The 24651-nt window shown below is 59.2% G+C and carries 22 protein-coding genes; 5 read left to right on the top strand and 17 right to left on the bottom strand.

The features are described 5' to 3' along the window. Positions 1–14: 14 nt before the first annotated feature. The gene (locus tag AC1Q6Y_RS16440) at positions 15–1676 is read right to left on the bottom strand and encodes a DUF1302 domain-containing protein (protein ID WP_020798236.1); all 1662 of its coding nucleotides are present in this window, start codon (positions 1674–1676) and stop codon (positions 15–17) included. A gap of 421 nt (positions 1677–2097) precedes the next feature. Here AC1Q6Y_RS16440 and AC1Q6Y_RS16445 point away from each other — a divergent pair, with 421 nt between their 5' ends. Together AC1Q6Y_RS16445 and AC1Q6Y_RS16450 are read left to right on the top strand one after the other, a co-directional pair. Next, on the top strand, positions 2098–2943 hold the full coding sequence (locus tag AC1Q6Y_RS16445) for an SDR family oxidoreductase (protein ID WP_057715116.1): 846 nt from the start codon (positions 2098–2100) through the stop codon (positions 2941–2943). Between the two features lie 90 nt (positions 2944–3033). Beyond that, complete coding sequence (locus AC1Q6Y_RS16450; RefSeq protein ID WP_057715117.1) at positions 3034–3918, top strand: DMT family transporter; 885 nt, start codon at positions 3034–3036, stop codon at positions 3916–3918. Here the strand turns inward: AC1Q6Y_RS16450 and AC1Q6Y_RS16455 are convergent. The 9 genes from AC1Q6Y_RS16455 to AC1Q6Y_RS16495 all read right to left on the bottom strand — a co-directional run bounded on the left by AC1Q6Y_RS16455 (position 3915) and on the right by AC1Q6Y_RS16495 (position 15104). Beyond that, entirely contained in the window at positions 3915–4700 is a 786-nt protein-coding gene (locus AC1Q6Y_RS16455) for a tyrosine-protein phosphatase (RefSeq protein WP_057715118.1), read from the bottom strand. The two genes, AC1Q6Y_RS16450 and AC1Q6Y_RS16455, sit on opposite strands and share 4 nt — an antisense overlap. 2 nt (positions 4701–4702) lie before the next feature. Continuing rightward, positions 4703–5902, bottom strand: a complete 1200-nt coding sequence (locus AC1Q6Y_RS16460) for a phosphotransferase (RefSeq protein ID WP_057715119.1) — start codon at positions 5900–5902, stop codon at positions 4703–4705. Further along, a complete protein-coding gene (locus tag AC1Q6Y_RS16465) occupies positions 5899–6936 on the bottom strand; it encodes an amidohydrolase family protein (protein ID WP_057715120.1) in 1038 nt (345 codons plus the stop codon). Before AC1Q6Y_RS16465 ends, AC1Q6Y_RS16460 begins: the two co-directional genes overlap by 4 nt. A 393-nt stretch (positions 6937–7329) precedes the next feature. Then, the gene (locus AC1Q6Y_RS16470; protein ID WP_057715121.1) at positions 7330–8691 is read right to left on the bottom strand and encodes a DUF1329 domain-containing protein; all 1362 of its coding nucleotides are present in this window, start codon (positions 8689–8691) and stop codon (positions 7330–7332) included. Positions 8692–8718: 27 nt separating this feature from the next. Next, positions 8719–10386, bottom strand: coding sequence for a DUF1302 domain-containing protein (locus AC1Q6Y_RS16475; RefSeq protein WP_057715122.1), 1668 nt, complete (start codon positions 10384–10386; stop codon positions 8719–8721). Positions 10387–10450: 64 nt separating this feature from the next. Continuing rightward, positions 10451–11941 (bottom strand): aldehyde dehydrogenase family protein, encoded by a 1491-nt coding sequence (locus tag AC1Q6Y_RS16480; RefSeq protein WP_057715123.1) that lies wholly within the window; start codon positions 11939–11941, stop codon positions 10451–10453. Beyond that, positions 11938–13557, bottom strand: coding sequence for a GMC family oxidoreductase (locus AC1Q6Y_RS16485; protein WP_057715124.1), 1620 nt, complete (start codon positions 13555–13557; stop codon positions 11938–11940). The genes AC1Q6Y_RS16480 and AC1Q6Y_RS16485 overlap by 4 nt, the downstream gene beginning before the upstream one ends. A 60-nt stretch (positions 13558–13617) precedes the next feature. Then, on the bottom strand, positions 13618–13827 hold the full coding sequence (locus AC1Q6Y_RS16490) for a ferredoxin (RefSeq protein WP_057715125.1): 210 nt from the start codon (positions 13825–13827) through the stop codon (positions 13618–13620). Beyond that, entirely contained in the window at positions 13824–15104 is a 1281-nt protein-coding gene (locus AC1Q6Y_RS16495; protein WP_057715126.1) for a cytochrome P450, read from the bottom strand. The genes AC1Q6Y_RS16490 and AC1Q6Y_RS16495 overlap by 4 nt, the downstream gene beginning before the upstream one ends. Before the next feature lie 241 nt (positions 15105–15345). Here AC1Q6Y_RS16495 and AC1Q6Y_RS16500 point away from each other — a divergent pair, with 241 nt between their 5' ends. Both AC1Q6Y_RS16500 and AC1Q6Y_RS16505 read left to right on the top strand, forming a co-directional pair. Then, positions 15346–15969 (top strand): TetR/AcrR family transcriptional regulator, encoded by a 624-nt coding sequence (locus AC1Q6Y_RS16500; RefSeq protein ID WP_057715127.1) that lies wholly within the window; start codon positions 15346–15348, stop codon positions 15967–15969. A 137-nt stretch (positions 15970–16106) separates the two neighbouring features. Then, positions 16107–16556 carry a hypothetical protein gene (locus AC1Q6Y_RS16505; RefSeq protein WP_020798247.1) on the top strand — a complete coding sequence of 150 codons (450 nt, stop codon included), beginning with the start codon at positions 16107–16109 and terminating at the stop codon, positions 16554–16556. Positions 16557–16723: 167 nt separating this feature from the next. Here AC1Q6Y_RS16505 and AC1Q6Y_RS16510 read toward each other — a convergent pair whose 3' ends face one another. Next, complete coding sequence (locus tag AC1Q6Y_RS16510) at positions 16724–17635, bottom strand: LysR family transcriptional regulator (protein ID WP_057715128.1); 912 nt, start codon at positions 17633–17635, stop codon at positions 16724–16726. Positions 17636–17777: 142 nt separating this feature from the next. Between AC1Q6Y_RS16510 and AC1Q6Y_RS16515 the strand changes: the two genes are divergently transcribed. Further along, a complete protein-coding gene (locus AC1Q6Y_RS16515; protein WP_057715129.1) occupies positions 17778–18683 on the top strand; it encodes a helix-turn-helix domain-containing protein in 906 nt (301 codons plus the stop codon). A gap of 39 nt (positions 18684–18722) precedes the next feature. Here the strand turns inward: AC1Q6Y_RS16515 and AC1Q6Y_RS16520 are convergent, their stop codons facing one another. The 6 genes from AC1Q6Y_RS16520 to AC1Q6Y_RS16545 all read right to left on the bottom strand — a co-directional run bounded on the left by AC1Q6Y_RS16520 (position 18723) and on the right by AC1Q6Y_RS16545 (position 24585). Further along, the gene (locus tag AC1Q6Y_RS16520; RefSeq protein ID WP_057715130.1) at positions 18723–19649 is read right to left on the bottom strand and encodes a quinone oxidoreductase family protein; all 927 of its coding nucleotides are present in this window, start codon (positions 19647–19649) and stop codon (positions 18723–18725) included. Between the two features lie 95 nt (positions 19650–19744). Then, positions 19745–20992, bottom strand: coding sequence for an MFS transporter (locus AC1Q6Y_RS16525; protein ID WP_057715131.1), 1248 nt, complete (start codon positions 20990–20992; stop codon positions 19745–19747). Between the two features lie 11 nt (positions 20993–21003). Further along, on the bottom strand, positions 21004–21825 hold the full coding sequence (locus tag AC1Q6Y_RS16530) for an SDR family NAD(P)-dependent oxidoreductase (protein WP_057715132.1): 822 nt from the start codon (positions 21823–21825) through the stop codon (positions 21004–21006). Between the two features lie 59 nt (positions 21826–21884). Continuing rightward, the gene (locus tag AC1Q6Y_RS16535) at positions 21885–23246 is read right to left on the bottom strand and encodes a phosphotransferase family protein (RefSeq protein ID WP_057715133.1); all 1362 of its coding nucleotides are present in this window, start codon (positions 23244–23246) and stop codon (positions 21885–21887) included. 37 nt (positions 23247–23283) lie between these two features. Continuing rightward, entirely contained in the window at positions 23284–23733 is a 450-nt protein-coding gene (locus AC1Q6Y_RS16540; RefSeq protein WP_057715134.1) for a nuclear transport factor 2 family protein, read from the bottom strand. 33 nt (positions 23734–23766) lie between these two features. Beyond that, positions 23767–24585, bottom strand: a complete 819-nt coding sequence (locus tag AC1Q6Y_RS16545; protein WP_079246759.1) for an SDR family NAD(P)-dependent oxidoreductase — start codon at positions 24583–24585, stop codon at positions 23767–23769. Positions 24586–24651: the final 66 nt, after the last annotated feature.

The raw sequence follows: 24651 nt of genomic DNA on the forward strand, positions 1-24651 counted from the left end.
TCTTGTTGGATTTATCAGAAGGAGGTCTTGAAGGTAAATGCCAGCCAGCCGCGGTCGGTACCACCGACCGGACCGTTACCGGCTACAGTGCCGTTGGCCAGATGCTTGGGTTGGGCCTTGGTGTCTGCGTAACGCAAGCCGAACTCATAGAGTTGGGCATAAGTGGCCTTCAGGCCGACTGAGTAGGACAGCGCGCCTTCGTTACCGCCACCGGCAGTCGGGGCGTTGCCATGCAGGCCGTAGTTGACAGTCATTGGGACATCCAGGTCCCAGGAAGGCAGGACCTGAATGTACTGTGGCGTGTAGTTGACGGCAACTGCGTAGTAGTTCTTCGACGAGCAACCATCGGACTCATCGCCAGAGCCGGGGCTGCGAGGGTTTCTGGCATCGGTACAAGCATTCTCGCCAACCCCTTTGTACAACTCTTCGTGCTCGGTCACCCGATCCAGATGGCTGTAGGCGAATTCACCAACCAGCGTGCCGTTGTTCGAAATAAAGTTACGCGGCACGCCGTAAACAGCGTTGGCAATAAAGTGGATGGTGTCACCGCGAGGACCTTCATCGTCCAGGGCACTGACGCCGGTGGCATTCAATGCGCCGTTCATCCGATAGGACAATTCGGTACCGACCGCCACAGTGTTGAAGACCCGGGCGAAGCTGAGTCCCGCGAGCTTCACGCCACGTGGGTAAATCACCCGATAGGAACCCGCTGCTGCTTTGATTTCCGGGGCCAGCCAAGGCTGGTAATCGTCGAACTGACGGTAGTAGGCGCCGAAGGTCGATTCGATCTCTTCGACGTTGAGCTTGCCCATCACGCCCCAGTTCTTGCCATCACGCCCGAATTTCGAATCCTGACGTTGCAGGGTCGAGCCGTTGGCGGCCAACGGTAGCTGGTCCGGGCCTTCGAACAATGGGTCGGCACCACCAAAGTACGTGCCCCCGTAAGGGATGCGAGTGGGTTCCCATTCGTAGAAATACTGAGCGGCAACAGAGAGATGGTCGGTGAGTTGCGCCTTGGCTGATATTTGCCCGACTGGCAGGAACACTTCCTTGGTTTCAATACCAGGACTGGTCGAGGCTTTCACGCCATCACTTGGCGCCTGGGAATAAGACACGGCATGCGCGCCGATGAGCAGGCCCTCACCCCAGTAGTTGGTGTGGCGACCGGCTTTCACGTTGACCGGTATTTCGCCGACGTTGAAGTTTTTCCAGAGGAACGCATCGAGAATTTCGCCCGAAGGACCGTTCATGTAGCGGTCCACTTCACCGCTGTACTTGTTGTTGTGGTAGCTGGTCGCGAACCCTGGAATGTTGCTATGGACTTTGTCGTCATCGTAGGCCTGGTCATACCAGCCGGCAGCACTGAGACGAGCACCCCAATCGTTGAGATAGGAAAAATCGAACTCACTAAACAGATCGAGACGATTTGTCACGATCTCGTTTCTATCGAACTTGCCGTCCGACTCGTCGTAGTTCGGCGTATTCATGATGTGGCTGTCTTGACTGTCGGTCCGCATCCCCAGGTTGTAACGGACCGTATTGTCCCAACGCACGCGGTAGTCTGGGTTCGACATGTCGAACGAGGCCGCCATCAAACCCTGTGCACTGCCAACCATCAACAGTGTCAGAGCACCTTGAGTCAGCACTCGCCGACCCTGTTTGGTCTTCTCTTTCATACACACTACCTTTTATTTTTATTTTCTGACGTTAAGTGCGTTCAAACAGTCATTCCAGCGATCTGCGAAACCCCACAGGATCGATGCATGTCCCGCCTGGACAGTCCGCTCGAGAGGCCTGGCACGCATCCAGGACCACGTTCCTCTTCAGCTGAAAGCCACCGTAACGGATCGCAATGTAAAATTCCACATAAAGATTTCAGTTCTCTATTCAGAATTTCAACCTCGATTCCTTGCCTACCTGTTTCAGCCAACGGCGTCGTCAAGGACAATACTGCACACAAAACACATAAACGTTCAAATAATCTTTGACGATTGACCTCTTTGGGCTTTCAATAGCCCGGGCACACCCCCTGAATACGGGGCGTTCGGCAGGAAAACCCGCAAATGAACCGGCAGAAAAAAAACAACAGGAGCCAGCATGAACATTGATTTGAGTGCAAAGCGCGTGATTATCACGGGTGCATCCCGGGGCATCGGCCTGGCCATCGCCCGGGCTTTCGCGGCTGAAGGGGCACGGGTAGCGATTTGTGCCCGCAGTGAGGCAGCCGTCCGCGAGGTCGGTGCGCAGCTCGCGGAACACGCTCAGGCGGTCATTGCCCGAGCGGTTGACGTGACCGACAGTGAGGGAGTCAAGGCTTTCGTCGCCGAAGTTGCACACGCCTGGGGCGGTGTCGATGTGCTGGTCAACAATGCGGGTCAAGGACGCGGCGGTAATCTCGATACCCTGACGCCGGAGGCCATTCTCGAACATGCCAACATCCTGCAGATGGGACATTTTCGTTTCGTCCAGGCCGTGGTGCCGTTCATGCGTGAACAGCGTTGGGGGCGAATCATCGAAATCAACGCCCTGGCCGGCGCAATTCCGACGCCAGACGGCATTCCTTCGGTGATCAACCGCGCGTCGTGCATCGCCCTCTCCCGCTCGCTGGGCATGTCCCTGCCCAAGGACAATATCCTGGTCAACAGCCTGAACATGGGCTGGATCGATACCGGCCAATGGGACCGTCATTACAAAGAGATGGGGCCGGGCGTGAGTCGCGAGGAGTTCGACGCCATGGTGATGAAAGTCGTGCCGCTCGGACGCTACGGCAAGCCTGAAGACGTTGCCGGCATGGCGCTGTTCCTGGCCAGCGAATATGCCAGCTTCATCAGCGCTGCCTCGATCGACATAGCCGGTGGCATGGGCGGCCAGATTGCTTACTTCCCGACGCTCAAGCGCGACTTTGCCGCTGCCATTGCCGCTCGTAACGCTGCCAGCGAATAACGCGTACACGCAGTCCGGCATTCACAGATAGCCGCGACAGCGGCCTTGGTCCCGGTGCGCCCGGCGCACCCTCAACGTTGGCGCACCCTGATGAATCTGCTGCTACCCGTCCTTGCCACGCTGATCTGGGCCGCCAGTACGGTGGTCAACCGTCTGTCGGTCGGGGTGATCGACCCCGCAGCCATTTCCTTCTATCGCTGGCTGACGGCGTTGCTGGTGTTGTCACCGGTGTTGTTGCCCAGGGTATGGCGCTTGCGCCGTCAGATTCGCCCTTATTTGGCCAAGCTGTGGCTGCTGGGATTGCTCGGCATGTCGCTGTACCAGTCGCTGGCGTATTTCGCGGCACACACCGTCAGCGCCACCTCCATGGGCCTGATTCTGGCGACCATGCCGCTGCTCACCGTGCTGCTGGCCTTCCCGGTGCTCAATACCCGGCCGACCACGACATTACTGGTCGGCGCCCTAGTTTCATTTGCCGGACTGGCCTGGTTGCTGGCAGCAGGCGACTTGTCTTCACTCTGGCAGCACGGGGTTGGGCAAGGTGAGTTGATGATGTTGGCGGCGTCGCTGTCGTACGCGCTGTATTGCGTGTTGGTGAAGCGCTGGCAGATTCCCCTGCCGACCTGGGAAAGCCTGTACGTGCAAATTATCTGCGGCACCCTGCTGCTGGTGCCGCCTTTCGTGCTGGCACCGTCGATAGCCCTGACGGCAAAGAACATCCCACTGGTGTTATTCGCTGGCCTGTTCGCCTCAGCGCTGGCACCCGGATTATGGATGCGCGGCCTGCAAACCCTCGGCGCAGAAAAAACCGCCGTGCTGATGAACCTGGTGCCTTTGTTTACCGCGGTGTTGGCGATTGTGCTGTTAGGGGAAACATTGCACCTGTACCACGCGGTGGGTGGCGGGTTGATTTTGCTGGGGATTGGATTGGCACAATGGAAACCCGCCCGGGTGTTGGCCCGGGCTGCGACCTAGGCGACCAGCAAGGTATCTCGCAACGTCTGCAAGCGTGCGGTGCTCAAGCCACTGAAACGCTGCAGATAGCGATCCAGCCCGCCATACTCGGCCTCGATCACCGCATAAGCGGCATTCAGATATTCAGGCCGGGCATCCACTACCGCATCGAACGCCGCTTCGCTGACCGGCTGGCCAACCATACGGGTCACCGCATGACTCATCGCCTGCTGACGCTCTGCACTCAACTGACTGAAACGCCGCGCCGAACGCAAATAGTCAGTCATGATGTGTTCCGGCGCGACGCCGAGGGCGTGCAACAGCAGCATGACCGCCACGCCGGTGCGGTCCTTGCCCGCCGTGCAGTGAATCAGCACCGCGCCCTTGCCTGCAGAAAACAACTCGAACAGTGCCGGCAACCGGGGCGCCAACATTCCCGGTAGCCGCCGATAAACTTCCAGCATCATGCCCCGTGCACCCTCCGCCACCGGATTATTCGCCAGCATGAGGGCAAGGCGTGGATCCGCCCGGACATCGCCTATGACCTCCAGGTGCAACTCCCGGATTGCGCTATCGGGCAAGCGGTTCGGGTAACGTTCACGCTCACCCGCGCTGCGTAAATCGCAGACGGTCTGCAACCCCAGGCGCTGAAGTGTCTGCCAGTCTTCAGCAGTCAGCCCATGCAACTGGTCTGCGCGCAAAAGAATATCGCCGCCAATGCGGCGACCACAATGGGAGGGAATGCCTTTCAAGCTGCGAAAGTTATCCGCGCCTTGCAGACGCAAATCTTCCTGATTGACCACGCTCAACTCTCCAATAAATGTTGATACGCTTGCGTCAACGGCCTTGCGCCCTGTCCCAATATCGGTGTGCGGCGTGGCTTACGGCCGTGGGTTAACAAGCGCACAGTATCAAAATCTTCTGCGGCGGCGAAAAACCGCTCCACCATTGGCAGTCCGGCCTGCCCCCAATCATCCATGTTCGACATCCAGGTCTGCATCCCCCAGACCGGCCAACGCCGTACTTGTTCCCAGGCCGCCTCCTGACCCAGCACGCCTTCGGCTCCCAGGCTAATCAGTTTTTCACGGTAAACACGCAGCAAACGCAGCGCTTCGGCGCGGCGCTCCTCCACGGTCAACGCGCCGAGCATGAAATAGGCGACATCGCGCCATGGCCGGCCACGTCGGGCCAGTTGCCAATCCAGCCAGATACGTTGACCGTCACTGCGCAAGAAACTATTACCCTGATGGGAGTCACCATGGATCAAACAACAGGGTGAAGTCTGCTCCAGTTCAAAAGCTGCCAATTCATCGAAGGCATGGCTAAACAACTCCGGTGACTCGTACATCCATTTCGGCAGCAGCTGCTGGTACTCGGGTTTACGCAGATTGACCTTGATGTAGTTGTACATGCGCAGCAGACCGTCACTGTCCACCGGGTTGGCCATCGACACCGGCAACCAGCGCTGCTCCTGCAACTGCGGACTGTTCCAGGTAGCAGCATGCACCGTCGCCAGTGACTCGAGCCCCTGAGCAACACCGTCCACGCCAAGGTGATCGGTGCTATGACCAAATTGCCCGGCAGCCAGACCGAGGTCTTCCATCATAACCACGCCTCGACCGCCACCATCGGCGTCCCAGTCGGTGAAAAAGGTGCTTGGCAATGGCGCATCGGTCCAGCCGCGCGCCAGATGATACAGGCGCGCTTCCAACTCACAGATGTCGCCGCTCTCGAAACCTTCGGACCAATTCGACTTCAGGCACACATGCGCAGGAATACCCGCGCGCTGTCCGACCTCGTTCAACTCAAGCCTGGCGCGCAATTTGGTGGTGTGCCCGTTACGGACCTCCAACGCCGTCAACGCCAGGACCTCGCTGCCTGGATAACGCGGCTGCAATAGCTGCGTGAGCCAGGCTGCGCTGATCTCACTCAGTTGCCGAGGCAATCGCCCGCTGCGCTGCGGGTATGGCCGCCCGACGGCCATGTCCAACAGGCTGTCCGTCACGGCGTCAGTACCCGGCCAGCGTTGGTCGCAACCTTCAGCTTGAGGAGTTCGATCGCGTTACCGCTACGAATCCGTTCACGGTCTTGAGCGGACAAACCCAGTCCCTCGGTCAAGTCGCCATGGTCATAGGCGCCACCAAAGTTGGTGCCGTACAACAGACGCTCCGCCCCAACCACCTCGGCGACACCACGACGCAAGCCGGGCGCATGCACGTCGAGGTCGAAATAGAAATTCTGCATGTAATCCATCAACGGTCGCTGGTTGCGCGAGTCAGGTGCCATCGCCCGATTGAGCTCGCTCAAGCGCCCCAACTGGAAAACCGCCATGCCACCGGCATGGGTGATGTAGGTTTTCAGGGTCGGGAAAACATCCAGCGCGCCGCCGCAGATCAGGTACCAGAAGAACAACGTTTCATCGACGCAATCGCCCACGATCGAGGTGGTTTCGAACTTGTCGTCAGTGTGTTTTTCGCCCCAGTAGATCGACTGGTTGAAGCCGTGCACCATGATCGGCACATCCAGCTGTACGAGCTTTTCCCAAACAGGGAACAGGCGCTCATCGTGAGCTTCCAGGCCATTGAAATTGGCCCCGCCTACGCACACGCCCCTGGCCCCTAACTGAGTCACGGCGCGTTCGATTTCTTTGGCCGCGTTCAGTGGGTCCGCCAGGTTGGCGTGGCACCAGAAATCGAAGTGGTCGGGATCGGCCCGGCAAAATGCCGACAGTTCGTCGTTGCACAGGCGCGCGTATTCGTTGGCGAAATCACCTGCCCAATACATGAAACAGTGGGACGGTGTGGACATCACCAGCTTGTCGACACCCCGTTCGGCCATCAGCTTACGCCGGCTGGCGTGGGTCATGCGCGCGAGGAGGTTGGCCTGCGCCTCAGCGTCAGTAGCGGCTTTGGCCGGTTGCTTGGTACCGAGGGAAAAATGCCCCACGGTCAGCCCCTGCACCTTCATGAACGGCCCCCAGAACTCGTGGCGGTTCAGCATGCCCTCAGTCAGCAAGTGGGCGTGGACATCAATCAGCATGGCATTCTCCTTGTTGTAATAAGCCAGCAGGTCGAACGCCTCATTTGACAGGGCGTTCGGACCGGTTTGAGGGATAACTACACCGCCAATAATATAGACACTTTTTCTATATGTGTTCATTTATTATTGAAGTTAGAGAAGGTTTTTGGGGTGTGCCTTGTGTGGAACGGGCTTTTGCCGATTGGAAGAACCTGTAGGAGCGAACATGCTCGCGATGGAGGCCCAGACAACGCGTTCATCCAGACAGGGCGCGTTATCGTTGACGTCCATCGCGAGCAGGCTCGCTCCTACAGGGGTCGGCTGTCAGGCCGCCTCAAATGGATATGTACGCCAAAAGAATCCAGCAAAAAAAGCGGCCCTCTCAGGCCGCAAATGCGTGTCCATTCGATGCAATCAGCGTTGCGTTTCCTGGGAAACAATCGATTCAGGTTTCATGTCGCGCTCCGACAGCGGTGCGTCGTGTACCCGGTAGCCGCCCTTGAGGCCGTCGTTGAGCAACGACCACATGCCCTTGTTGAAGTCATAACTGACGTTTTTCACTGTGTACGGAAGGTTTTTGTCGTACAACTGAACGCCGCTCTGGAACAGCGCGCGGTACAGCACCCCGCCCTGGTCCCAGGCGTCATACAAACCGGCACCAAAGGTGTCTTCGTCAAGGTAATAGGTGCGCTTGCTGTAGACGTGGCGTTTGCCCGGTTTCAGTGTCGCTTCCACTACCCACACCCTGTGCAGCTCCCAGCGCTCGCAGGCCGGATTGGCGTGGTGTGGCTGGAATTGCTCTTCCTGACCGCAGCTGAAGTAGAACTTGTAGGCGTTGTAGGGAATGTACATTTCCTTGCGGCCGACCAGCTTGTAATCGAAGCGGTCCTGGCTTCCGGAGAACATCTGCAACTCGTCGAACAGATTCACCCCGCCCTGGTTGGGTACCGGCGTGTCATAGGAGAATTCCGGTGCCAGCTTGATGCGGCGCATGCCTGGGGTGTAGCTCCACGCGCGGCGCGGCTGGACTTGCGGGTCGAGGTAGTCGGCGAGGATGATCAGTTGCCCGGCGCTACGAGCCGGGTAGCTGTCCGCCGCCCAGGCGCGGTAGTACAACTGCGGATCTCGATCAGCCTGTTGGACCTGGTAGTACGGGGCCTCCTCCATGGTGGCGGACTCCGCGGTCTTGGTCACCGAACCCCGGGAATCCACCACCCAACTGTTGGACGACGCAGTGGTGGTGTACCCCGTGCCCTTGTAGCGCAGTACCTGGTTCCAGATGACCTCGTTGCCGTTCTGCGGTAGCGGGAACGGCAATCCACCACGGCATGCCGGGTCGACGGCCAGACTGTCCTTGGTGGTGTGGCAATTGCTCGCGTTGCGCGTGGAGGCGTCGAGTATCGCTTGCGGGTACGCCGCGGTGCGGTGGCTCGGGTAGACATCCAGGTAGTAGTCGGGGAATTTGTTGAGCAGCATTTTTTGCCCGCCGCTCAACCGGTCGGCGTATTGCTCCATGTTTTTGGCGTTGATACGCAACAGCGGTTTTTCATCCTTGAACGGGTCGGCCCAGAACCCGCTGTCTGGCTTGAAGTCGGGCGGGCTCTGTCTCAGGCCACCGGTGTATGGGGGAATGCTTCCATCAGCATTACCCGCGATAATCGCGCCAAACGGCGTCAGGGTTTTACCGATTTGCGCAACCTGGTCGGCTGGTGCCGCAGCCTGACTGCAGGTGGCGATGCTCAACAGCGCCACTGCCCATGCAAATTGTCCTTTCATAAACAGGTACTCCGATTCTTGGCGTATTTAGATGGAGGTTTTGAAGGTAAAGGCCAGCCAGCCTCGGTCAGTTCCGCCCACGGCGCCGTTACCACCGACGGTGTCACCGGGAATGTTTTTCGACTGGGCATCGGTGTCGGAGTAACGCAGGCCGAATTCGTAACGCTGCGCATAAGTCATTTGCACACCGGCAGACCAGGTCAGTGCGCCTTCGTTACCACCGCCGGCGCTGGCAGCGTTCCCTGACAAGCCATAATTGACGGTCAGCGGTACGGACATGTCCCAGGACGGGAATATCGACAGGTATTGCGGCGTGTAGTTGACGGCAATGGCGGCGTAATCGCGTGTCGAACAGCCGTCCTCCTTGTCCCCTGAACCGGGTGTGCCAACGCGTGGGTCAACGCAATTGTTGTTGTTTTCACCCAGGTAAAGCTCTTCGTGCTCGGTCACTTTGCGCAAATGGCTATAGGCGAACTCGCCCACCAGCGTGGCGTTCTTGGAGATAAAGTTTCGCGGCACGCCGTACACGGCGTTGACGACAAAGTGGTAGGTATCGCCACGTGGCCCTTCGTTGTCAGTGGGATCGACACCCACCGCGTTCAACGCACCGTTCTGACGATAAGAGATCTCGCTGCCTACCGACACGGTGTCGAGCACTGTGGAAAGACTCAGGCCGACGAGTTTGACGCCCCGTGGGTACACCAGCCGATAACTTGCGGTGGCGGCCGAGACTTCTGGCGCCAGCCAGGGTTGGTAATCATCGAACTGGCGATAGTACGCACCCAACGTCGATTGAATCGCCTCGACATCGTACTTGGCCATTACCCCCCAGTTGGCCGAGTCACGGCCGTATTTGGATCGCTCCCGGTTCAGGGAGAAACCTGGCGCTACCGGCAAGCGATCCGGCCCCTCGAAAAACGGGTCCGCCGCGCCGAAGTAGGTACCGCCGTAGGGAATGCGCGTGTAGTCCCACTCATAGAAATACTGCGCGGCCAGGGTCAGGTTGTCGGTAGCCTGGGCCTTGGCGGATATCTGCCCGATGGGCAAGAACACTTCCTTGGTTTCGATACCCGGACTGGTCACCGCCTTGGCACCATCGAGCGGCGCTTGCGAGTAGGAAATCGCATGGGCACCAAACAGCAAGCCCTCCCCCCAATAGTTGGTATGGCGGCCGACCTTGACGTTGACTGTGGCATCGCCCAGGCGCAGGTTCTTCCAGACAAAGGCGTCGAGTATTTCCCCCGACGGACCTTCGACGTAGCGTTTCACTTCCGAGCTGTAGCGGTCGTTGTAGTAGCTGGTCTGGAAGCCAGGGACGTTACTGTGCACATCATCGTTGTGATACGCCTGGTCATACCAGCCGGCGGCACTGAGTCGCGCGCCCCAATCCTTTTTGTAGGAAAAGTCGACTTCAGTCAGCAGGTCGAGACGGTTGGTGACGATGTCGTTCTTGTCGAACTTACCGTCCGATTCATCGTAGTTGGGGTTGTTCATGATGCGCCGGTCCTGCCCCTCCGTACGCATCCCCAGGGTGTAGCGCGCGGTATTATCCCAACGCAGATGAAAGTCCGGGTTGGTCAGTTCGATGGGCACCGCCATCGCCGTTCCACCGTAGCCGAACGCCAATTCCCCCACTGCCAGCAGTACCATCGCCCGCTGGGCTCGCATGCGCCCCTTTTTACTCATGTGTTTCATGCAAACCACCTTTTGTTTTTATTGTCAGTCGTTCCGTCTGCGTCCCGGTTGCAGGACGCTCTGGCTAGTGCCCGATGGGGTAGATGATGGATTTTTCCTGGGTGAACTCTTTGAGCCAGTTGGGTCCGAACTCGCGGCCCAGACCTGATCGCTTGAAGCCTCCGATCGGTGCATAAGGCAGGCTGCCGCTGCCGCCATTGAGGTACACGCTGCCCGCACGAATGCGCCGGGCTAGGGCGTAGGCCGTTGCGGCATCGGCCGAGGCCACGGCGCCGTTGAGGCCAAAGCGCGAATCGTTGGCGATGGCCACGGCCTCGTCGTCGCTGTCGAAGCCGATGACTACCCCCACCGGGCCGAAGATTTCCTCCTGGGCGATGAGCATGTCGTTGCGCACGTCATCAAACAGGGTGATGTCGCTAAAGAACCCTTGGCGCAGATGCGCAGGTCGCCCACCGCCACACACCAGCGTGGCCCCCGCATCGCGGCCACTGGCAATGAAATGCTCGACCTTGGCGCGCTGCGACGCTCGAATCAGCGGCCCCATCATCACGCTTGGGTCCGCTGGGTCGCCGACTTTCCATTGCCCTGCAATGGCTTTGGCGCACTGCACAAATTGCTCGCGTACCGAGTGGTGCACCACAAAACGCGTCAGCAACGCACAACCCTGTCCCGCATTGACCGCCAGACCGGCGACGGCACCCAGGGCGGTGGCCTGAATGTCGGCGTCGGCACGCACGATCAAGGCCGACTTTCCGCCCAGTTCAAGGTGCACGCGCTTCAGGGTCGGCGCCGCCTGGCTCATGATGCTGACCCCCACCGCTTCGGAACCTGTGAACGTGACCATGTCCACCCGTGGATCGCTGCTCAACAGGCTGCCGACATCAATACCGCCGGTGACAATGTTGAGCACGCCCTTGGGCAAGCCGACCTCTTCGGCGATCTTACCGAACAGCAATGCCGAGTACGGGGTAAATGGCGAAGGTTTGAGAACCAGGGTGTTGCCGGCCAGCAAGGCCGGAAATACCTTGGCGAGGTTCAGCAGAAACGGAAAGTTGTAGCCCGTGATACCGGCCACCACGCCAATGGCCTCACGTTCTACCGTGCCGCTGCCGAGAATCATCGGCCCCGTCGGGTTGAATGGATTGGGATTGGCCTGCACCGGAATCTGAACGCTGTCGCTGTGCAGCGACTGTTCGATAGCGGTCAGCACATGACCGAGTGGCATATCCACCTGCATGGCGTAGGTCACGCCTTGCGAGCAACCGACCTCAGCGATGATCAACGCAGCGATCTGCTCACGCTTTGCCACCAGCGCGGCATGCATGCGCCGCAGATAACCGGCACGCTCGGTCATGCTCAGCCACGGCCAGGGACCGTTGTCAAAAGCGTTACGTGCAGCGGTAATGGCAGCATCGGCGCTGTGCAGATCACCTGTCGGCGCATGACCAATCACAGCTTCAGTGGCCGGGTTGAGCACGGCTTCGCGCGGGCCGTCGACACCCACCCACGCGCCATCGATGTACAGCTTGTCCAACTGGGTAAAGGGAACACTCATGGTGCTGGAGCTCCTGAGATCTTACCGGTGATAAGTTCAGCGGCGCGCATGGCAATGGCCATGGCCGGGGCGTTGGTGTTGCCGGAAACCAGGCACGGCATCACCGAGGTGTCGACCACTCGCAGGCCCTCGACGCCACGTACGCGCAGTTGAGGGTCGAGTACTGAGGCGCTATCGCCCCCCATGCGGCAGGTGCCGGAGACGTGGAAGGCGGTCTGGCCATACCGGCGGAACGCGGCAAGAATTTGCTCGTCACTTTCCACCTGCGGCCCCGGTGTCAGTTCACCGACGATGAACGGCTTGAGGACCGGCTGAGCGGCGAGACGGCGGAACCAGCGAAACAAGGCAATCGCCGAGGTGCGATCGATCTCGGCACTCAAGTAGTTGGCGTTGATCCGCGGCGGTACCGACGCATCCGTCGATTGAATACGCACCTCTCCCTGGCTCTGTGGGCGCAGGAAATAGCCGCCAATGGTCAGGCCGGGGTGCTTGTCGATTTCGACCTTGTTGCCATCGCCGTCCATGGAGTAAAGGCTGACGCCGATTTGCGCATCCGGACGATCCAGCTCCGGGCGGGTCTTGATAAAGCCGCCGGCCTCATGGGCAGCATGGGTCATCGGCCCTTTCTTGCGCAGAAAGTACTGCATCACCGCGCCCAGCAAACCCACCCCATGGAAGCAATGGTTGAAACTGCCACGGGTGACCCGATACTGCATGGCCATGTACACGTGCTCACGCAGGTTGCGGCCCACCTCGGGTGCGTCTTGCAATACCTTGATGCCCAGAGCGTTCAACAGCCCGGCCGGACCGATACCGGACAGTTGCAACAGCTTGGGCGACTCGATAGCTCCGGCGCACAACAACACCTCGCGACGCACCTGGAAGCGGGCCAGGCCCGCACGGCCACTGACGTTCACGGCACAGGCGCGGCGTTTGCTGAACTCGATGCGTTGCACGTCGGTGCCGGTCATTACCGTCAGGTTCGGTCGTGTGCGAACCGGGTCGAGGAAGGCTTTGGCTGCACTGAAACGCTGGCCCTTCCAGGTGGTTTGCGGTTGGTAGCCAAAGCCACCCTGGCTGACCGAGTCGACATGATTGGTGTCCTCTGCGCGCGCCACGCCAAGCTTGCCGGCAGCGCTGATGACCGCATCGCACAGAGCATCGCCAGAGGGGTGTACGGTGACCTTGAGTGGGCCACCGACACCGCGCCATTGGCTCTTGCCCAGTTGGTGGTCTTCCAGGGCAACGAACTGCCGGCCCATGTCTTTCCAGCCCCAACCCGTGCAGCCTTGTGCTTCCCAGTTGTCGTAGTCGGCTGGCGCCCCCCGCACATAGACCATGCCGTTAACCGAGCTGGAGCCGCCAATTGTCTTGCCCTTTAACCACTGCTCGTCGCTCATGCCCTCGCCGCGCTTGGCCTTGTAGCTCCACACATGGGGGTTGCCGGGGTTAAGCAGTTTGCCGATGCCACGGGGCATGGCGATCAATGCGCTGGTGTGATCCGGGCCGCTCTCGATCAGCAGTACTGAAACGGTCGAGTCTGCCGACAATCGATTGGCCAACACACAGCCCGATGACCCCGCACCAATGATGATGTAGTCGTAAGTTTTGCTCATTGTTGTTCTTCTTTTACTGGTGGCTGTAAACCTTCGAACGCCGCAGCCCCAAGGCAGCCTTTACCGGGATTCGGCGGATGTATCGCGGATCTCGATGTTCCGTTCCGGACAAGCCCGGGCACCCCGCTGAGCGAGGCTCTCCTGCCCTGCCGGCACGTTGAAGCCAGTGCTGGCGATGTATCCGTTGTCATCGAGTGGATAGAGCGCGGGCGCAACGTTGTTGCAGCGGGCATGACCCACGCAGCCGGGTTTGTTGATCAGCACCTTCATGCGCTGGCCGCCTGTTTGTTCGAGGTATTGGCCGTTGCAGCAGGCAGGTCCCACTGCAAGTGCAGGTCTTCCATGCCGAACACGCCGAAGGCGTTGAACCTGGGCGTGCTGTTGTCGGCGATACGAAAAGCTGGCAGCCGTTGCAGCCACAGCTCCATGGCGATACGCAATTCCCGGCGTGCCAGGTGCGAGCCGACGCAACGGTGCACGCCATAGGAAAACGCCATGTGCGGCGATGCACCGGCGCTACGCTGGAAGTCGACTTTGTCGGCCTCGTCGAACACTTCAGGATCAAGGTTGGCCAGTTCGGTGCTGATCAACACCATGTCGCCCTTCTTCATCATGACTTCGCCGATCTGCACGTCGCAGGTGACCGTGCGGCGCATGTTGACGATGGAGTACGAGCGCAGCAGTTCTTCTACCGCGTCGCCGATCAATTCAGGATTGGCCCGCAGTTGCGCCTGTTGCTCTGGGCTGCGCGCCAAATGGCGGAAAAACAGGCCCAGGCAGGAGGTCACGGTGTCCAGGCCGGCGATGAAGATCAGGAAGTTGATGCCGAGCATTTCATCGTCGGTCAGCGGCCGGCCATCGATCTCGCTGGTCAGCAAATAGCTGGTGAAGTCATCGCCGGGGTTGGCGCGACGCTCAGCGATGTGGTTGCGAATCCAGGTGGTAATGGCCCGCGCGTTGTCGGTGACCGTTTGCATGTCGAAGCTTTTGATCAGCGTCTGGGTCCAGTGCTGGAACAGCGGCCGGTCATCCAGCGGCCAGCCCATGAGGGTCAGGAAAATCAAGGTGGGAAAAGGTTTGGCGAACGCTTCGTTGAAATCGCAGCGGCCTTGGGCGACCACTTCGTCAATCAACTGATTGGCCAATAGGCGGATATCCTGCTCCAGCGCCTCGACCTTTTTCGGCGTGAACAGCGGGTTGAGCAGTGCGCGGTACTTGACGTGTTCGGGTGGGTCGATTTCCAGTGGCGCCAGGCGCCAGCTTTCACCGAGCAACATCGCATAGGGTGTTAGGCCGACGCTGCTGAAGGTTTGTGGGTCTTGCAGAATGCGTCGCAGGTCCTCGGCGCGCCGAGGTACCCAGGTTCCCGGCAAAAAGCCCAGGCGCGGAATCCAGAAAATCGGCGGGGTCGTCTGGTGCAGTGCGGCCGCCCAGGCATAGGCGTTTTCGCCTTGGGTGGTGAGCTCCGCCCACAGGTCAAAGTCACGTACCAGGTGCATGGGGATATGCGCGGGAACCGGCGTAGACGCTTCAGCGGGGTAGTTCATTATTGTTCTCCAGGGTCTCTGACGGACTGGAGAAACGGTAAGGCCGGAGGGCAAAAGCCACAACGAACAGAACCGCGAATCTGTTCGGCATACAGGGAATTCATTAACACTTTCGATGAAAATGTTCTAAAACTCATCTTGCCGGTATGAAAAACCCTCTGTCACTGTTGACCGATCACCGCCGGACAACCTCACGTCCGGCGCCAAGACACTAATAAAAAAAGCTCTGCCGAGGTACAGAATGTCTCACTTCGCTTGCGTGCAAACAGTCGATAAAAGCCACTCCGGACAACGCCACGCGTTGCGTTCTCAACGCACCCGGGAATTGCTGCTGGACCACATGTATCGCCTGGCCCTGGAAAAGGGCTATGACGGGGTCACTGTGCAGCAATTGCTGGACAGTACGGGGGTTGCCCGCTCCACCTTCTACGCGCACTTTCGCGACAAGGAAGACCTGATCGTTGCCGGGTATGAAGCCATTGGCATGCCCTCAACCAAGGTCACCGAGGTAGGTGGCGACCGTCGTGTCCTGCTGGACGTGTCAGCCTGGCTGTTCAGCGCTACCGAACGTCATGCGGCACTGACGACGTCATTTTTCAGCGGTCCCGGCCAGAGCGTGATTCTTGCCCATCTGGAAAATATCCTGATCATCCAGGTGCGGGAACACTACCGAAAACAGGGTTTGTACCAGGTGGAGCACATGCGTGGCGAAGCGGCGGTACGCTGTTTCGTGGGGGCCTTGATCGGGCTGTGGCTGTGGTGGGTACGCCACGACTATCCGAACTCGGCGCAAGAAATGACCGAGACCTTCGACAGCCTGATGAACAACGGTACCTGGCCGCCGGCCAACAACGCTCGGCAGTAGCGGCGTCACGATGCGGGTCGCCCCCCAATACACCCGGCAAAATGGCACCGCCCCTGTCTGCATCCCGCACAAGACAGTGCTCAATGAGCTATACCAAAATCTCCCGTACTACTTTTTCGGAGCACAGGAGATTTATCATGAATTTGAGAAATCAATCGGCGGCTCTGATGGCCACTGTGATGATGCTCGGCTGTACGCATTCATCAAACCAGACAGTGACCATTCCTTTGCTTGCTACGCCACAGAACACCGGCGAGATTGCCAATACGACATTGGCCAACCAAGGCAATGAGACCGCCTTTACCTTCATCATCGGCGGGGTTCCAAGCGGAACCCTCAGTCCCTTGAACCTCTATACGTCCATCCATAAAGGCAGCTGCAAACAACCCGGGCCCGTTGCCTACACAATGAATGACCGGATCAACACCAGCCGTATTTCAGATATCGGTGGCTGGACCTATTCACGAAGCGCGCCTGTCGCCATGTCAGAACTGTTTTCCACCGGGTACTCAGTGGTTGTGACAACCACGCCGGCCGATGGCAACGTCGATATTTTCTGCGGAGATATCAAGCAAGCAGCGAATTGAAATTGCGATACCACCCCTGAATTCTGTCCTCTGCGAAGACGCAAAAAAAACCACCTGTGTTGCAGTATCTGAATATCCAATACCACTGCACAGTTTTCGCGATTTACGATCCCCTCCTCACTCGACTCCGGCAAATAGCCAGTCAACGCTGCGCGCCAGCTTCAAAGCTACGAAGCGCAGGCCATGATCAAAAACTGCCGGAATGCCTGGGCCGATGCTGACAAACGGGTATCTGGCAGCCAGATAAGTCCGAGCTCCATGGGGGGAATCACGTCTACCAGCGGGCGGATCTCAATTTTCTTGCCCTCCAGGGACCAGGCCCGGTAGACCATGTCCGAGAGAATGGTCACGCCGAAACCATGACCCACCAACCCGCGCAATGCCTCCATGGATGAGGTGCGAAAAGCCACCTTGGGCGCCAGTCCACGGGATTCCCAGTAGCGCGAAGTCGAAGCCTCCCCCTCATCGACCGTGGCGAGGATATAGGGGTGCTCGGCGACGTCTTCGAGATTGATCGAGGTGGCGGACATCAAAGGGTGCTGACTGGCCAACCAGAGTTGGCGGCGAGAACGAATCAGCACCTGGTGAGCGAATCCCTGCAGGTTTGGTGTGTTGGAGACTATCGTCAGGCCCAGGTCGAGATCGCCATTGCTCAGGGCTTCCTCAATGCTGTGACGGTCCATGTCGATCAGGTCGATCTCAACCTGAGGGTAGCTACGTTTGAAGCGCGCCAGCAGCGCAGGCAAAAAATAGCCCAGCACCGTGTAAGAGGCGCCCACACGTACGGTGCCTTGCATGGCATGGCCTAGAAACAGCGGTTCACTGAGAGCGTCCTGCAGGGTGTCGAGGATGTGCCGCGCATGCTGGGAAAACTTGTTGCCTTCAGCGGTCAGTGACACGCCATGGGGCAGGCGGTCGAACAGGCTGACGCCCATGGACTGTTCCAGATGCAACACGGCCGCAGTGATCGCCGACTGCGATACATGTGCCTTCAGCGCCGCTTGGGAAAACTGTCCGGCGTCCGCGGCGGCGACAAAATAGCGCAGCTGGCGCATTGAAATATCTCTGCCCTTTGTCATCTGATTTTCTGATACCTACGGTCTGAATATATGAAACAGCCAGGTCCACAGCCTCGCTACACTCGAGACCGGGTAGCTGCTTTGCCGTAACGCCACCCTTCGAATTTCAGCACCAACAATAAAAATGGCTGAAGGTTGAAAAATGAACGCGATCCACTACAGCGAGTACGACTGTGAAGCGTCAGGCAATTTTCTGACCGAAGCTTCACTGGCCAAACAAGGCTTCGATCTGCGCGTTGAACAGGCGCAATGGTCGTGCTCCGGCACGGCCCTGATTGAAACCGGCAACAGTTGCCTGATACGCCTGATGCTGCCTGCCAGTGATCAGAGCAAGCCTAACTGCGGCAGTTTCCCCAGCCACGGCGCGCGTCAATTCCAGCCCTTGGGCAAACTGCTGTTCATTCCCCATGGCACCGAATTCCATCTACGCCACGATGCCTGCAAGCAAAAGGCCCTGGTGTGCCTGTTTGATCCCTCCGCCCTCGGCGCCCTGGGCAGTTATCGCTGGAACTGGAAGGAGAACGTCAGCGAAGCCATGCTTGACCTGCAGAGCGGCTACCTGCACGCGTCCCTGCAACGCCTGGCCGAAGAGGTGAGCAATCCCGGTTTCGCCAGCGAACTGCAAACCGAGTGCCTGCTAACCAGCATTGCCCTGGACCTGCGCCGTGAGTTTATCGACGCTCCCGTCGATGCCGTCGTTCCCTCACCCGACACTGAAAAACTCAGCCCTCGCCAATTCAACATCCTGCGTGAACTGCTCGATACCACGAGCGACGAAGGCCACTCGCTACGCCACTTGGCACAGGCCTGCGAGCTGCCGTTGCGAACGCTGTCCAGTCGCTGCAAAAACACGACGGGCATGACCTTGCGCCAATACGCAGCGCAACATCGCCTGCGAAAAGCCATGGCGCTGTTGGCCGACCCACGGTTACTGATAAAACAGGTTGCCTATCAGGCCGGCTTCAACAATGCCGCAGCCTTCAGTGCCGCATTCCGCAAAGAACTCGGCCTTACACCCGAAGAGTTTCGCCATCAGCGCCAGCGCTAAAAGGCACCCGGACAAGGGCACCTTTTAGCGACAGGGGTTTCAACGACGAATCGTGGCAGTGATTTTTGCGTGTGGCCCATCGACCTGCGCGGCCCAGGCTTCAGCTGCCTGATCCAGGGTGAAGTCAAGGTAATCCACCTGGATCTGCTGCTCTTTGGCGATCTTCAGCAGACGCAGCCAGATTTGCTCACGGTCTGCTGGCGGGCGCTGGCCGGTGCCGATGCACGACAGGTTGCGGAACAATAGATCGGCAATATCCAGATTGAGCTGGCGCCCGGCCCCCGTGCCAATGGTCACGATACGGGCGCCCCAATTGGTGGCTTTCAGAGACGTCAACATGGGTTGACCGCACACCAGGTCCAGCACCACGTCAAAGCCACCATCGGCCGCGTCCTTGAGTGCTGCGACATCATCGCTACCGCCTAGTGTCACCACCTCATCGGCAAGACCCCGCGACTTCAGACGGCCCAATGCTTCGCCCGAGCGCGCAGCACCGATCACCTTGCCCGCCCCCATACCGCGCGCCAGTTGCAAGGCGATCTGGCCGAGCGTCCCGGTCGCGCCCAAAATCAGGACTTTTTCACCCTTCTGGATCTCGGCTTTTTCCAGTGGAACGATGGCACCGGTAGCCGCAATGCCCATGCTGATTGCGGTTTTATCGTCGACATCGTCCGGCACATTCCACACTTCTGCTTGCGGCACCAGGGTGCGCTCTGCCCAGGCACCAAATGGCAGCACCGAGCGTTCCCCGAAATACACCCGACGGCCATCCGGCGCACGGCCTACGCCTTCGCCGCGAATGACACAGGGGTATTCCACACCGAGACGGTAGGCGCCGAGTACATCCCAGCCCCCCAGGCCAGCGGTATCGACATCGATCAGTACCGCGCCGTCTTGCGGCTTCGGCTCACGAAACTCCTCGACGACCGGCAGCGCATTGCGCTCGGAAATAATTGCTGCACGCATGGCATTCTCCTTGTCTGTTTTATTTTAAGGCTGCACTTAGAGCGGTAGTTGAACACAATTCAATTATTTGTCCATATGTTTAGCTTGAAATTCTGCTAGCGGGTCGCCAATGACTCGGCCTGATAACGCGGATACCCACCCAGCGTCAGGAGAAGCAAGGGGCCGACGACAAAGCAGATAAAACTGAACAACAGCATGGCCGAGTAGCCACCGGTCAGCTTGAACAGCCCCGCAAACAGCAATGGCGAGATCGCGGCACCGGCGGTAATCAGGCCCAGATGGGCACCGAACAAGCGACCGTAGTCGCGCATGCCGAAGTAGCGGGCGATCAGGAATGCCGCGATATCGAATTCGGCCCCCGCACCAACGCCCACCAGCAATGTGGCGAGGGTGTACAGGGCAATGCTGGAGTCGCCATATACAAAAATGCCGCAGGCAAATGCCGGCATCAGCAGCGCCAAAGAGGCGACACCGGGGGCCCACAACCGGTCAATCAGATATCCCACCAGCAACCGGCCGAGAATCAGAGATACGCCAAAGCTGCTGAAAACCTGGCTGGCCTGCAGGGCGCTCAGGCCTCGATCCTGCAACAATGGCACGATATTGGTGACCATGCCCACCACGCAGGACACCACCAATGTCATCGACAGGTTGCACACCCAGAACCGCCACGAACGCAGCGCCTCGCGCAACAGCAACCCGCCGGACCGTTCGCCGGTGACCGCAAGTGGTGCTGTGCTGTGGCTGACGACAGCGGTCGGCATTAACCAGCGCAATGCCAAAGGCAATGCCAGCAGCACCGGCAACACGCCCAATGCGATAAAACCCGCCTGCCAATTCCAGCGGCCGATCGCCCAGGCGGTGATCAGCGGCAGCATGATGGCCGCGAGCCCGGAGCCGCTGAGGATGATCGCCAACGCCAGGCCTCGGTTTTCCTCAAACCACAGGTTGACCAAGTGTGACCAGGTCACCTGCAACGTACCCAGCCCGGCCAGCGGCACCAGGAAAAAACCCAGGTAGAGAGTCCAGATCGAGCCACCGATACAGGTCAGGAGGAAGACGCTCACGGACAACGCCAACAGTGACAGCAACGTGATCAGGCGCAGGCCATATCGCAAATTGAGCCAGCCGGCCAATTGCGACGCGACAATGGTGCCCAGAGACAGTGCGGTGATCGCCGCTTGTAACTCCGCCCTGCCCCAGCCCATGGCCTGTTCCAGGGGAATTACCAGGGAGCTGAAGCTGTACAGCAGCAACGAACTGGAACTGGTGGCGACACCCACAAGTGCCAGAATCAGCACCCTCCAACCGCGTTTGAATTCTGCGTTATCAAAGCCTTTCATCGTGTTAGACCTCAGTCGTTGCCGATAAACACAGCCGCTTGCGTGCTCTGGCTCAACACCTGTGCACGGCGTGCCGGGCCAGGTGCATTGGCAAGCGGTTCGCGGGTGTCTTCGGGGTGTATCAGCGTCGGGCCATTGCCCAGTTCCTGAAGCGCCAATAGCGCCAGGTCTTCAGCCTTGGGCAGCGTCATTGTGAGGGCGTCGGGGATGTTCAGTTTGACCATGGCATCGCGCATGGTTGGGGTGTCCACGGTACCGATGACCAGGTTAAGCACATCCACACCACGATCTTTCCACTCCGCCCATAACGACTCGCCGAGGTTCAGCGCAAATCCTTTGGTGGCGGTGTACATCGCCAGTTTTCGAATCCCGCCCAACGCGGCTTGGGACCCCACCAGCAGCAATCCACCTCGCCCGCGTTCCAGCATTGCGGCACCGAAGGCATGGCTGCATTGCATCACAGTCAGGCAGTTGAGGCGCAGCAAGGCGCCCCAGTCGTCGACCGAAGTATCGAGAAAACGCGTGATGTAGGGGTCGCCCCCGGCGTTGTAGATAAACAGGCCGACTTGCCGCTTACCAACGGCCGCCAGCAATTGCTCACAGGCATCGGGATGGGACAGGTCCTGGATGAGCAGCAACACCTCAACGTCGTAACGTTGCTCCAGATCATTTTTCAACAGCGCCAGGGCTTCGCCACGGCGCGCCACCAGCACACAGTTAAGGCCACGCTCGGCGAGTGCATGGGCAAATGCGGCGCCCACCCCATGCGAGGCACCCGCGATCACTGCCCACGGGCCATACCGATGTTTGAAGGCGTTATTAGCAACAGACATAAACACTCCGAGAACAAAGGCCCGGCGGCCAGCCACCGGGCGAAGAAGGCTTCATCGCATCAGGCGACTGGCGGCAGGTCGATGTGGCTGGCGGAGGCGCCAATGGCGGTGCTGCCATAGACCAGGACGCGCCGCTCGATTTGCGCCATGAACAGGTGCAGCAAGGGTTCGTCGTATTCCGGCCCGGCGCTTTTGACAAAGGCTTCCAGCGCTGCATCGATCTCGCTGTAGTCACTGAAGGTGCGGTCCAGCAGCGCTTGCGCGTCCTGTTGCTCCAGCTTGCGCAAGTGCAACTCCATGGCATCGCCACGGCCCAGGTATTCCACAAGTTTGCTTACTGCGCGCAGTTTGGTTTTCTGGAAATCGCTGCCAACCTCAACTTGGGCCAAGGCATCGGTCAGCATGGTCAGCAGCTGTGCATTGGGTCCTGTGCCGACAATGTCCAGATTCGGTTTTTGCAGGGGAACACCCATGGCCTCGGCCAGCGCATGCACCACCACCCGGCGCAGGGCGATATCAAATTCGGTGTAGGTGTCATGCGGGTCACCCGGTTGTGGCGTGGCCACCGACGCCGAGAACTGCATGGTGCTGACCGTGGCGAAGAGCGCGGTGTGGTAACGCACCACATCAGGCTCCGCCGGTTCACCGGTCACTTGTTGATAGTAGCGATACAAGGCCGCAAAACTGTCTCCGAGCGGTTCGTAGTTGTCGCGCATGCGCGCCGAAGCCAGGTCGGCCAGAGGATCACCGATCATGGCGAACTCAAAATCGTAGAGGCCATGTACCTGTCCGTTCTCGAACAGAAACTGCCCCGAATCGTACTGAACGAAAGCAGGACGGGTTCGGTGCTGTGGCACATTGCGCCGCAGCCAACCGAGGGCGAATTCGGCCAGAGGCTGAGGCTTGGTTTTATTACGCGCATACAACGGGTAATAGGCTTCCAGACCTGCCAGTGTAATTTCCTCGGCACTTTTGGGCAGGCTGATACCCTGATCGATAAAGGGTTGCAACGGCAATTGGTGCATACGCGCCATGGCATCGACCCATTGGCGTGCAACCCCGTGACGTTCGGCATCGCTCTTCGCCGTACTGACGTCACGGCTACCCGGCACCAACTGCATCAGGATGGCTTGCGGGTCTTCGCAAAAGCCGTAGATATGCGGTACGGGCACGCCTTGCTGACCGAGCAGGGAGAGAATATCCGCCTCCCGACGCAGATCCGGGAATGGACTGACATCCCCACCGCGCTCGCCCCGAATATGCAACTGAAGGGTTTCGCCATCGCGTTGCAGCTCAAGGTTCCAGGCCGGGCGCCAGCGCAGCAGACGCTGCATGGCCGTGACCTTCCCACCCAGCAGCCCTTCGACAAAGGCCCGCAGTTTTTCTTCGACCGGATCACAGGTCGCACTTGTTGTTGGCATAGGTGTCTCCTCCAGGCGCTGATGTCCAGCGCTGCTATCAATGGCTGCTGACAACACCAGCGTTCGGCCCGCCCACAAGCTCCAGCGGCACGCCCTTTTTCTTCGCCAGGTCGGCGGTGTCCAGATATTCGCGCCAGGCACAGATAAGGCCATGCTCGTCCAGCTCATAGACCGCCACCATCGAGTGCGGCATGGGCACACCGTTGTTTACGCAGTAATCCTCACGTTCGGTCATTACCACTCGCTCGGAAGAGACGATGTGGCGCGTGTTGCAGTGGTTATGCGTGACATAACTCATCTGCCGCTCTATCTCCTTGCGCAGCGCGTCACGACCACGGATCACCGGACCACCGGGGACCCAAAGTTGCCAGACAGCGTCGTCGGCAAAAGTGGCCATGATGCGTTCGATATCCGGGCGCCTGCCGTCGCTGCCATCGCCCCAGGCGGCCAGCATGTCGAGGATGAAGCGTTCCTGTTCGAGTGCCATGAAACGGGCTCCAGTGCAGTGAATTGATCGGGATCAGATCGAGGCTTGGGGCAGCAGGAAATTGCGCACCACCGGCACCATCGGCGTACCACAACTCATACCGCCGTCTACGCGCATCAAAGTGCCGTTGACATAGGCGGCGTCGTCGCTGGCAAGAAATGCGGCCATGGCGGCGATGTCTTCCGGCTCGCCCAGCTGCGGTACGTTTTGCAGGTCGAGAAAAGCGCTTTTCATGGCCTCGTTGGCCCAGCTTTCCATGGCCGGTGTGCGAATCACCCCCGGCAAAATGCCGTTGCAACGAATGCCGCGTTTACCAAAGGTCGCGGCAATGGTTTGCACGTACCAATTGAGCGCGGCCTTGGAGGCGCCGTAGCTGAACTGGGAGATTTCGCCAGCAATCGAGCTGGTGGACGAGGTGAACAGAATCGAGCCGCTGCCCTGGGCGAGCATGTGCGGCAAGGCGTATTTGCACGCCAACACTCCGCCCAACACATTGACCCGCATGCAGTTGTGGAACAGCTCGGTGTTGAAGTTGATGAAGTCGATATCGCGGGTGGTGGCCGGGTTGCGGTACACCGCATTATTGAACAGCACGTCGATACGGCCGAAGGTCCGGACGGTCTGTTCAACCATCTCCCGCAGGGCGTCTTCCTGGCCGACATCCACTTGCAATACCAGGGCATTGACGCCGATCTCGGCCGCCACGGCCTGCGCCGATTCGGCGAAAAGATCGGTAACCACCACGGTGGCGCCTTCCCTGGCAAAACGCAGTGCCGAAGCGCGGCCAATGCCGCTGCCCGCGCCAGTGATCACGCAGACTTTGCCGTCCAGGCGTTTCAGAATCTCGCTCATAAACAGGTCTCGGGAACGAAGAAAAAAATCGGCGTCCGAGGTGAACGCCGAAAAGGGCGCACGATG

The sequence above is a fragment of the Pseudomonas sp. GW823-FHT06E10 genome (assembly GCF_058794995.1).